Raw genomic sequence first — 11,193 nt, 5'->3', positions numbered from 1 at the left:
CCCCGGTGCTCACGCGCACAGGTTCCGCGTCCTCGCCTCCGCCGGGAGGTCGTCGCGCTCGTCCGCCGTGAACTCCCGCTCCCCGACGATGCGGCACAACTCCCGTGCCCACAGCCCGGGATCGAGGGCCAGGGCCTGGCCCGGTGCGTCGAAAGCGCCCCAGAGCACGGTCTTTCCGTCCCCGGACACGTCCAGGTAGGAGGCCTCCCCGGGCGTCGCATCGTCGATCACGTACGAGTCGTCGTAGCCGCCCTCGCCCAACCGGTAGGTGCGGACGGCCTGGTCGGCGGCGATGAGGTAGCGGCCGTCGTCGAGGAAGACCGCGAGGTACGGCGTGATGGCCCTCTCGCCGACGGTGCTCAGCGGGCCCAGCACCCGGCGCGGGACGTCCGCGCGCTGCCACACCTCGAGCCCCGTGCTGCGTCGCATCACCGCGAAGTACCGTCCGCCGGGTCCGAATTGGGCGGACAGGACGTCGGCTTCGGTGCGTACGCGGTCCGTGACCCGTCCGTCCGTGATGTCGACGACGCGGATGCCGGGCTGTCCCCGCACGATCACGGAGACCTTGTCGCGGGCGGGGTACGGGGCGATCGTCAGGAGCGCGTCCGGGTCGTCGGCAGGACGCAGCGCCCCGGCCTCGAAGCGGGCGGTCTGCCGCCCCGAGCGGGGGTCCCACTGCTGGACGACGGTGCCGGAGACGGTCAGCAGACGGCCGGTGTGGTCGAAGTGGTAGCGGAACCCGTACTTCGGTGAGCGCCAGGTCAGCGCACCGCTGACGTCCAGGTCCCGGACCCGCCGGGTGTCGGGCCGGGTCTCGGGCGGCTGCACGGCGGTGACGGTGGCCACCTTCCGCAGCGTGTCCGCGTCACGGATGACGACCCTGCTCCGGGCCTCGCGGTCGGCGACGAGTTCCCCGGTGCCGTCGAAGACGGGCAGATCGGTCTCCCCGGGTACCCAGTACGGCCTGGCGCGCGCTGCCCGGGCCAGGACGCGTCCGCTGTGCCGGGGGCCTGCCGGGCGCAGCTCCATGCGGGAACCGTCCTCCGTGACGGTTACCGTGCGTCGTCCGTCGGGGGTGAGCCGTTGCTGAGCGGCCGCCTGCGGCAGCCGCCTGCCGCGGGTCAGGTCCACCAGGGCGATCATCGACTCCTGCCAGCCCGCGTAGTAGAGCCTGCCGCGGGACTCGGTGAGGAGCGGCACGGGTGTGAACTGCGTGGGAGTGTGTTCCACAAGCCGGGCGCCGGAGATCACCGCTCCGCCGTCCAGATCGATCACCCGCAGTTCGTCGCTCCACCGGAGCGCGACGCGCCGCCCGGTCGTGTCCACGGCGTCCACCGTGCACATGTCAGTGATGTACGCCTCGTCCCGCTCGCGATAGGGGCGGCCGATGCCCGCGCCGTCGGAGGTCCGATGACGGCTGACGACGGACCGGTCCTTCTCCTCGCGGCACACGACCGCGGTGCGGCGGTCCCCGGACAGATGGATCTCCTGGGCGCCGGACAGGAGTCGCCTGGCGCGGCCGGTGCGCAGGTCGACGGACTGCAGGGCCTGCGCACCCGCGGCCGTGTAGACCGTCGTCAGCAGCGTCCGCCCGTCCGGGCCGAACCAGACCGCCTGCGTCAGGTCCGGGGGCGCGGGCAGGGTACCGGCGAGCGTGCCCCTGTCCAGGTTCCACCACACCAGACGGCCCCGGACCCGAGCGGCGAACACGCGGCCGTCGGCCGACAGGGCGGGACGCACCGCAGGTTCCCCGCCGGCACCGCTGCCCGGCGCGTCGGGCAGCCGGTGCACCGGGCCGAGCAGGTCTTCCGCACCGGGGTCCACCTCGAACCACACGGCCTCGCCGTCCGCCTGGACGTAGGCGACGCGCCTGCCGTCCGCGGACACCGCGACCTCCATGACCTGCCCCGTCGCGGGCACCTGGGCGCTGCGCACCCGCCCGGAGACCGCACCCACGTACACGATCGCCCGGCCCAGTTGCGACGTGGCCAGCACGACGTCGCCGTCCCGGCTGGTGGCTGCCTGCCTGACCGTGCCCAGCACTCCGGACAGCACCCGGTCGTAGCCCTGATGCCGCAGGTACTGCCGGAGGAGTTCGTTGCGCGACTCCGGCGTCGGCGCCGTCCGGTGAGCGGCCAGCGCCTTGAGGACGCCGAGGGCCGGTTCGGTGTTCGTCTCGTCCTCCGCGGCCACGGCCAGGGCGCGGGACGCCGCCTGTGCCGCCCGCTCCCGGCTCTCCTGCCGCGCGGCGTGGAACGACGACAGGGCCACCAGGACCAGCAGCACCACGACGCCGACCGCCGCGAGCAGCACCCGTCGCCTGCGCACCCTCCTGCGACGATGGGCGCGGCCGGCATCCAGGTAACCCCGCTCCCTGTCGCTCAGTTCGTCGAGACGCTCGCTCTCCCATTCCAGCGCCCGGGCGAGTTGCAGCGCCGTCGGCAGCAACTGCGGCGCGCGCTCCGCCTCCTCCCAGCGGTCCACGTCCTGCTGCAGTGCGGCCCGCCACTCCAAAAAGGCGCGGTCCCCTTCGGTCCAGTCGGCCAGTGTGCGCCATCCGCTGATCAGCGCCTCGTGGGCGAGCTCCACGGTCTCGGTGCCCTCGGCGTTGCCGCCGACGACCAGCAGCCGCGTCCCGGCCAGGCGTTGCGCGACGCGCCACTCCCCGGCGCCCAGCTCGGTGCGCAGCGCCATCCGGCGGGTGGGCGCGCTCACGCCCGCCGGGATCCGCACGAGCCGGGTGAACAGCCGCCTGGCCGCCTCCTCGTCCTGCGGCGGCACGCACGCCTCCCAGACACGATCGGCGTGCTCGCCCAACGCGCCGGCGACACCGCCGAGTTCCTCGTACGCCCGGTGCGTCAGCAGACCGCCCTCCTGCCGCTGCCACAGCAGGTCGAGGGTGAGACCCAGCAGCGGCAGCTCGCCCGGTCCCGGTCCCGTGTCGGCGAGGATGCGCTCGGCCAGATGCGGCTCGTAGGACACACCGGGTACGGCCTCGACCGGTGCGGTGACGATCTCGCGCAGGCGCTCGGGGGCCGGTGGGGCCAGCGCGTACAGGCGTCCGCCGATCTCGGGGCCGAACCGCGGATGGGCCAGCACCGGCTCCAGGAAGTCGGCGCGCAACGTGATCAGCACGCGGACGGTGCCGGGCAGCGCGCCGCCGGTGAGCAGGGCGGCGAACTCCGCGACGGCGGCCGGGTCCAGGGCGAGGACCTCCTCGAACTGGTCGACCACGATCAGCAGTGAGGCGGCGCGCCGCAGTCGCAGCAGCCGGGCCACGACGTCCGCCGGGCCCTGGAGGGCCAGAAGTGAGGCGAGTTCCGCGATCCGGTCGGCGTGCTCGGCCGCGGGCAGGTCCGGTTCCAGCAGGGGCAGCAGCTCGGCGGCGAGGGCGGCGCGCGGGCCGCTGCCCGGAGTGGGGCGCAGGACCACCGCCTGAGCGCCTTCCGCGCGCAACCGGGGAACCACTCCGGCCAGGGCCAGGGAGGACTTGCCGGAACCCGACGGTCCCACCACGGTGACCCGGGTCTCGGCGGCCAGCGCCCGCACCACCTCGTCGGTCTCGGCCCGCCTGCCGTGGAAGACCGCCGCGTCCGTCTCCCGGAACGCCGACAGTCCGCGGAACGGCGAGGGCGGCAGCGTCACCGCGCGCAGCTCGGGCCAGGCGGCCAGCAGCCCGCTGGTGGGGATCAGGTAACTGACGGGCGGCTGCCCGGACTCGGCGACCGTGACCATGCCGACCACGCCCGAGAGCCGGTCGTCCCACACGGGTCCGCCGCTGAAACCGCGCGACACCGGGTAGCCGCTGCCGACGAGATCGGCCTGCACCCAGCCGTCGCCCTGCCGTCCCCGCAGCACGCCCGCGTGCCAGACCCCGCCGGGACGCCCGGCGGGCAGACCGAACGCCCGGACCGGGTGTCCCCACACCTCGTCCGCGTCCACCAGGCGCACGGGCGCCGCTCCCGGAAGCGGCGCCTCCAGCCGCAGCACGGCGACATCGGCGGGTCCGACGGCATCGCCGCGCGGGGAGGGAACCGAGCCGCTCCCGCCGGGAGCCCGGGGCGGCGCCCAGTGCTCGACACCGGCCGATGCCACAGGGGTGCCGCCGTCACGCCGCGGGGGCGGGACGAGGGGCAGATCGAGCCGGATCCGCGCGGATGGGGCAGGCGCCCGGTCCCCGCTCGTGCCCAGCGCCGCATGGACCACGTGCGCGCAGGTCAGTGCGAGCGTGTCGGAGACCAGGAAGGCGATGCCGACAGGCTGTCCACCGCCGTCGCGGACACGCAGCACGGCCGCGTCCAGTGACTGCGGCCCCGGGGCCACCGCACGCTCGGGCGGTAACGCGGGCACGCTCATCCCGCCGTGTCGCCCGCCGGTTCGCCGGACGAGGGATTGCGCCAGGTCAGAGTGACCTTGAAGTTGGCCTGACCGGTCGTCCGGGAGATCACCACGTCCGCCTCGGCCGACAGGGACAGGCCGAACTCGACGCCGATCTCGTCGGGTTGGCGTGCCATGTCACGGAAACCGTCGACGAAGTTCTCCGCGACAGGCCGGATCCCGGCGAGCATGTCGTTCAGCGACCGGGTCGCCCGCGCCACGACCTGCCCGGGGCGTGCGACCTGCACCAACCCGTCGGTGACCTCGTCGATCTGCACCTTGACGACGTCGGGCGCGTCCGTCGAAGGGGACCCCGGCCCCTCGTCCCCCGACCCGGACACGGGCAACTCGACCAGGTACGCCATGCTTCCCCCTTCGCCACACATGCCACGCCGGCTCCGTACCCTACCGACTCGACGGGCCAGTGGCCGGGTGTACGGCGGTCATGCCCGGGGCGGGTTCTCCTGCCGGTCACCAGTGAGGACTGCCCACCAGATAGGCCAGGCCCGCCAGGACGGCCAGGACCAGCGCCGGGATCGCCAGGCCCTTGGCGACCGAGACCAGCGTGTGCGTGCTGCTCGCCACCTGCTTCGCGTAGTGCTCGCGTCCCGTCTCCAGCTCGTGACGGGCGTAGGCGCCGGCGGCCAGTGCCAGCGCACCGGTGATCAGGCACACGATGAGGGGCGTGAGCGCTCCGTACGCGCGGATGTTGTCCTCGACGTTGCCGCCCACCCCTTGGTCCCCGCGTTCGATGATGGCCACCGTCGCGCGCTGGAGGGTCAGTACGAGCGTGGCGACCGACGCGAGAGCGAGGGCGAGGGCGGCGCCGGCCAGGGCGGGGGCGCGTCGTGAGGGGGAAGGCCGGTCCGGTCGCGCCTGGCGGGCAGGGGTCGGGGCCGGGGTCGAGGGCGGGGGCTTGGGGGGACGGGGCGGGCGCGTGGGCTCGATGATCACCGTGTCGCGCCTGTCGTCCGACGGGGGCGTCGGCTCCGCGGGGGTGGGGGGAGGCTGGGGCCTGGGCTTTGTGCGGTCCGGCTCACGGGCAGCGGCCACGACCGCCTCGACGTGGAGCACGGCTTCGTCGGCCACCCCCTTGAGCATGATGTCGCCGGACAGATGTCCCTCGGCGGTCGTGTCGATGCGGACGTCCAGGCCGTTGCGGGTCGGGTCGACCCGTATCCAGGACTGTTTGGGCTGGGCCACGCAGTGACGGGCGAGCGGTGGGCCGTGCAGGGTCACGGACCGCTTCTGGGGGGTCGAGTTCCTCGGCACCATGCCGAAGTCGAGCCGGTCGGGCGAAGGGCTCAGGCGGATCTTGCCCAGGACCTCGGAGGCCAGACCGGCGATCTGCTGGATGTCGTTGCGGGCGATCTCCTCCAGGTGCTGCCGTGCCCCTTCCGCCAGGGGCAGCTCGGGGTGCTGCAGTCGTCGGTCCAGTTCCAGTACGGCGCCCTGGCGCGTGAGGACCTCGTCGCTGCCCAGGGCCGCCCGGAGGGAGGGCGGTGAGGGAATCGCGGCGATCTTGATGCGGCCGCGCCGGCTGTGCGCCAGATGCAGTTCCCCCTGCAGCTCCGCCGCCTTCTTGGGCGTCTGGTGGGGGTTCTGCTCCTTCACGTGGCTGTAGACGTAGTCGTACAGGTCGTCGAGGGAGACGTGTCCGTCGGCGTCGAGGTCGGCCTCGCCGGTCTCCAGGCCTTCGACCACGGCGTGGGTGAACACCGAAGGCCGGGGACCCGAGTTCTCGGCGAGCTCGTTGCCCTCGAAGGAGTACTCCATGGAGTCGGACGCGGTGATGACGGCCCAGCCCCGCCCACTGGCCGGCTCGTCCTTCGCGAACGACTCCAGGACGTGGACCTCACCGGAAGCGCGTACGGAGGCCGCGCCCCGCGAGAAGGCGCCGCCGTAGCAGCAGTCGAGGAACAGGACGGTCCGGCCCGCCCGGGTGCCGGACATGCAGCCGCGGACGAACTGGGAGGGGACGGCCGTCGCGGCCAGCAGCGGGGGCTCGGTGTCGGTGGCGGCGAAGTACAGCTCGCCCGACTCGCTCTTGAGGCCGTGGCAGGAGAAGTGCAGCAGGAGCGTGTCGGCGCGGGTGCGGTCGTTGAAGAAGGCCTGGATGCGTCGGCGCATGAGATCGGCCGTGGCGTTGTGCACGATCTCCACGTCGAAGTCGCCGATCTGCGGGTCGTGCAGCACCCTCTCGAGGGCCTCGGCGTCCTGCGCCGGAGCCTTGAGTTTCTTCAGCCCCTGGTCGGCGTACCGGTCGTTGGCGATGATCAGCGCGTGCCTGGTGTCCGTCATGGCTCGGCTCCGGCGGGGGAGTGGCGCTGGACGAAGATCCTGAACGCCTCGGAGACCTGGTCGTCGGTGGCCTCGGACACCTCCAGGACGTCGTCGCCCATCTTCAGGTGCAGCGACGGGTGGGTGTCATGCCTGCGGCCCAGCCACGACCGGACCACGGTGATCACCTGGTTCAGGGCGGTCGCCGAACTGCCCAGAGTCACCAGCAGGGCACCGATCTGGGTGACGTCCACGGCCCGTGCTCCGGGCGGGGGCTCTCCGCCGGATGCCGTCCTGACGTCGTCCACGTCGAGGTCGAGCAGTTCCTCGCGCAGGTAGCCGGTCAGCTCGGCGATCTGTTCGGCGTCCGCGTCCTCTTCGGTGAGGAGGATGTGCAGGGTGTTCTGGGTGTTCTCCACCGGAAGTCAGCCCCTTCGTCTGATGCTCGTCGGGGCGGCGCGGAGTCCGGAATCCGGGTGTGGTCCACGTCAACAACTACAGTTTCCGCTGATCAGAGCGGGGCGGCAAGTCGCCCCCGGGGAAATGAACTTCACGGTTCAACCGTGAGGTTTCTCGTTCAACTTGACTTGCGTGCCGGGGCCGGGGTGGCAGCCCTCGGCGGGCGACCACCCCTGCATCCCCTCAGCGGGCGGCGAGCAGTTCGAGAGTGTCGATCACGCGGTGGGAGAAACCCCATTCGTTGTCGTACCAGGCGACCACCTTGACGTGGCGGCCGTCGACGCGGGTGAGGGCGGAGTCGAAGATCGACGACGCGGGATTGCCCACGATGTCGGAGGAGACGAGCGCGTCGTCGGAGTACTCGAGGACGCCGGCGAGGGGCCCGTCCGCCGCGGCACGGTAGGCGGCCAGCACGTCCTCGCGGGTCACGTCGCGGCTGACGGTGGTGTTGAGCTCGACGATCGAGCCCACCGGCACGGGGACGCGGATGGAGTCGCCCGACAGCTTGCCGTCGAGGTCGGGCAGGACCAGGCCGATCGCCTTGGCGGCCCCGGTCGTGGTGGGCACGATGTTGACGCCGGCGGCCCGGGCGCGACGCGCGTCGCGGTGCGGCCCGTCCTGGAGGTTCTGCTCCTGGGTGTAGGCGTGCACCGTCGTCATGAACCCGTGCTCGATCCCGGCGAGTTCGTGGAGGACCTTGGCCAGCGGCGCGAGCGCGTTGGTGGTGCAGGAGGCGTTCGAGACGACGGTGTGCACGTCGGGGTCGTAGGCGCCGGTGTTCACACCGAACGCGAGCGTGACGTCGGCACCGTCCGACGGCGCGCTGACGAGCACCTTCTTGGCGCCCGCGTCGAGATGCGCGCGGGCGGCCTTGGCCGAGGTGAAGCGGCCGGTGGCCTCCAGGACGATGTCGATGCCGAGGTCGGCCCAGGGCAGCTGCGCCGGTTCGCGCTCGGCCAGGACCGTGATCCGGCGGCCGTCGACGACGAGGGTGTCGCCGTCGACGCTCACCGGGCGCCCGAGCCGGCCGGACGTGCTGTCGAAGGCGAGCAGCCGGGCGAGAGCGGCGGGTTCGGTGAGGTCGTTGACGGCGACGATCTCCAGGGCGCTGTCGCGCTCCAGCAGGGCGCGCAGCACGTTGCGCCCGATGCGGCCGAATCCGTTGATGGCGATGCGAGTCATGAGTGGTGTCCCTTCCCTTCTCCACCAGGCTCGCTCCCGGCACGCGCCGCTGACAGTGGCGGGATCGCCATGGTTCAAAAGGATCCCGCCACACGTGCCGGGTGGGTCACTCGCCGCGGGTGAAGGTGCGCCGGTACTCGCTGGGTGTGGTGCCGAGGATGCGCTGGAAGTGCAGGCGCAGGTTCGCGCCGGTGCCGAGCCCGATGTCGGCGGCGATCTGCTCGACGCTGCGCTCGGAGCGTTCGAGGAGTTCGCGGGCCAGGTCGATGCGGGCGCGCATGACCCACTGCATCGGCGTGTAGCCGGTCTCCTCCACGAAGCGCCGGGAGAACGTGCGCGCCGACACCCCGGCCTGCCGCGCCAGCGTGTCGAGGGTGAGGGGCTCACCGAGCCGGTGCAGCGCCCACTCCCGGGTGGCGGCGAACCGCTCGCCGAGCGGCTCGGGGACGCTGCGCGGCACGTACTGGGCCTGGCCGCCGCTGCGGTAGGGGGCGGCGACCAGGCGCCGGGCGGCATGGTTGGAGGCGGCCACACCGAGGTCGCCGCGCAGGATGTGCAGGCACAGGTCGATACCGGAGGCGGCACCGGCCGAGGTGAGCACGCTGCCCTCGTCGACGAACAGCACGTTCTCGTCGACCCGGACGAGGGGATGCCGGGCCGCGAGGGCCCGCGCGTAGTGCCAGTGCGTCGTGGCGCGCTTGCCGTCGAGCAGGCCCGTGGCGGCGAGCGCGAAGGCACCCGTCGAGATGGCGGCGAGCCGTGCGCCCCGCTCGTGAGCGGCGATCAGCGCCTCGACGACGGCCGGCGGCGGGTCCTCACGGTCGGGGAACCGGTAGCCGGGGACGAAGACGATGTCGGCCCACGCGAGCGTGTCGAGACCGTGGGCGACGTGATAGGCGAGACCGTCCCCGCCGGTGACGAGCCCGGGCGCCGTCCCGCAGACCCGGACCTCGTAGGGCATGCTCGCCCGGGTGGTGAAGACCTGCGCGGGAATCCCGACGTCGAGCGGCTTCGCCCCTTCGAGCACGAGGACGGCCACGCGGTGCAGGTGGGGGGCTGGCATGGGGAGAGGTTACGTGGGCGTGCTGGGTGCTTGCTGGGCCGTGACCTTGGCGCGCCTTGTGCGCGGGGCGTGGGGGGGCAGGGGCACGCTGGCTGCGGTACCTGGCTGGCAGTCGCCGCCGTCGGCCTGCGCGACCAGCGCGGTGAACAACAACTCCAGTCCGACGACGGGAGGATCGCAGGTGTTTGGACTACTCGCCCGAGAAGGCAATGCGCAGATCCTTCTCCGCGCGGCAGCGCAGACCCCAGGCCAGTAGCGTCGAGACGGCCTGGCTCTCGGCGTCTCTCAGCCGAGCGAGATCTGAACCTTCCAGCTCCCGCACCATGCGGTCCACTGCCTCACCGCGCAGCAAGGTGTCCCCGTAAGGATCGACGTCAGCAAGGGTGGGCAGCCGGTGTCGGCCCAGCGTTTCCAGGGCCGCCCAGAGCTCGCCATCGACGACTATCCGCTCAAGTGTCCCTGCTGCGGGCGGCGGTCCTGACTTCCGCCCGGTCCGAGCCGTTGAGACCCCGCGTCGCAGCTCGATGACGAGCGTCATCACGCCTCCTCGCTTGCCTCTCGGACCATCGAGCCTATCGACATACAGCCCCCATTCATCACCCGAAAGAAGCGCGCTCGTCGTGACCCAAGCCGATGTGACGCACCCTGGGACGCGGTTCACGGGCAGGGTGGGGAATGCTCGTCCCGTCCAGGCTGCCACCTCCGGGGTGGGCGGATGTCATCGCACACCCGTAGCCCACCGCACGGCGTAGCGGCGGCAGTTGGGGCCATGACGCCATCGGACAGTGCCCGAGCCCGGGGCGATTCGCCCAAGGAAACGGCCCGTTGAGGTGTCTGGTGAATCCAAGCCGACCGGATCGGCGGAAAGAGCCGCGACGCCTCACATCCGAAGCCGCGATCAGCGGCACGAGAAGGGACGACTGTGGCACTCTCCCGGTACGTAATCGCCCTGGCGGCAGCAGGTTCGCTCAGCATCGCGGCAGCCGCGCCCGCACTGGCCGGTGCGCCCGCCGTCGCCGCGGATCAGCCTCCGGCGGTCGAGCGGGTCGACGTGAACCGCTATCTGGGCACCTGGTTCCAGGTGGCGGCGGTTCCCCAGCTCTTCGAGATCCAGTGCGCCAAGAACGTCAAGGCGGACTACACCCTCACCGCAGCCGGCGCCGTCGGTGTCCGCAACTCCTGCACGACCTGGCTCAACACCACCAGCTCCGTGACCGGTGAGGCGAAGTCCCTCGATGCCTCCAACGCGCGCCTCAACGTCAGCTTCCTCAAGATCGCCGGATCGTACCTCCACAGTGACGACGCCAACTACATCGTGACCGGTCTCGACCCCGCGTACCGCTGGGCCGTCGTCACCGACAGCGACCGGCAGTCCGGCTTCGTCCTGTCCCGTACCCCGGCCCTGGACGGAGCCCAGCTGGACGCGGTCCGGGGTTCGATCCGGGCGGCGGGCCTCGACGCATGCGATTTCCGCGTCACACGCCAGGACGGTGCGGCGAGGACGAGCGGCCGGCTCTGCTGAGCCCTCCGCCCGGGGTCTTCCTGCTCCTGCTGCCCTTCCGCCGTGCGCACGCTGCCCGCTCCGGAAGGGCAGCAGGCATGTGTGCCCTTCGTCTCGCCTCTCCTGTGCATCCGCCGCCGCCCTCCGGCCGGTACATCAGGTGAGGCCATGACCGAAGGGGCGCACCTGCCCTTGAGCCGCGAGGAAGAACCGTGAAGACGATGTCGCCGACCGATCCCTACGACGCCCTGCTCCTGCTCTCCTTCGGTGGCCCGGAGGGCCCGGACGACGTGGTCCCGTTCCTGGAGAACGTGACGCGCGGGCGCGGCAT

General features: G+C 72.2%; 8 protein-coding genes. 1 reads left to right on the top strand and 7 read right to left on the bottom strand.

All coding sequences use genetic code 11. The features are described from left to right. Positions 1-9: 9 nt before the first annotated feature. The 7 genes from ABZY20_RS33500 to ABZY20_RS33470 all read right to left on the bottom strand — a co-directional run bounded on the left by ABZY20_RS33500 (position 10) and on the right by ABZY20_RS33470 (position 9,899). A complete protein-coding gene (locus ABZY20_RS33500) occupies positions 10-4,350 on the bottom strand; it encodes a trypsin-like peptidase domain-containing protein (RefSeq protein ID WP_356446677.1) in 4,341 nt (1,446 codons plus the stop codon). 2 nt (positions 4,351-4,352) lie between these two features. Further along, positions 4,353-4,742 carry a CU044_2847 family protein gene (locus tag ABZY20_RS33495; RefSeq protein ID WP_356446675.1) on the bottom strand — a complete coding sequence of 130 codons (390 nt, stop codon included), beginning with the start codon at positions 4,740-4,742 and terminating at the stop codon, positions 4,353-4,355. A gap of 106 nt (positions 4,743-4,848) precedes the next feature. Next, positions 4,849-6,678, bottom strand: a complete 1,830-nt coding sequence (locus tag ABZY20_RS33490; protein WP_356446673.1) for a caspase family protein — start codon at positions 6,676-6,678, stop codon at positions 4,849-4,851. Next, positions 6,675-7,076 (bottom strand): hypothetical protein, encoded by a 402-nt coding sequence (locus tag ABZY20_RS33485; protein ID WP_356446671.1) that lies wholly within the window; start codon positions 7,074-7,076, stop codon positions 6,675-6,677. Before ABZY20_RS33485 ends, ABZY20_RS33490 begins: the two co-directional genes overlap by 4 nt. Positions 7,077-7,299: 223 nt before the next feature. Further along, entirely contained in the window at positions 7,300-8,298 is a 999-nt protein-coding gene (gene gap / locus ABZY20_RS33480) for a type I glyceraldehyde-3-phosphate dehydrogenase (protein WP_356446669.1), read from the bottom strand. A gap of 106 nt (positions 8,299-8,404) precedes the next feature. Then, a complete protein-coding gene (locus tag ABZY20_RS33475) occupies positions 8,405-9,361 on the bottom strand; it encodes a helix-turn-helix domain-containing protein (RefSeq protein WP_356446667.1) in 957 nt (318 codons plus the stop codon). A 190-nt stretch (positions 9,362-9,551) separates the two neighbouring features. Beyond that, on the bottom strand, positions 9,552-9,899 hold the full coding sequence (locus ABZY20_RS33470; RefSeq protein ID WP_356446665.1) for a hypothetical protein: 348 nt from the start codon (positions 9,897-9,899) through the stop codon (positions 9,552-9,554). A 384-nt stretch (positions 9,900-10,283) separates the two neighbouring features. Between ABZY20_RS33470 and ABZY20_RS33465 the strand changes: the two genes are divergently transcribed. Next, a complete protein-coding gene (locus ABZY20_RS33465; protein WP_356446663.1) occupies positions 10,284-10,883 on the top strand; it encodes a lipocalin family protein in 600 nt (199 codons plus the stop codon). Positions 10,884-11,193: the final 310 nt, after the last annotated feature.

Origin of the sequence: Streptomyces sp. NPDC006624, from assembly GCF_040611555.1 — a bacterium.
In the GTDB taxonomy this organism is placed as follows: Bacteria; Actinomycetota; Actinomycetes; order Streptomycetales; family Streptomycetaceae; genus Streptomyces.
This window is presented reverse-complemented; position numbering and strand designations above follow the sequence as displayed.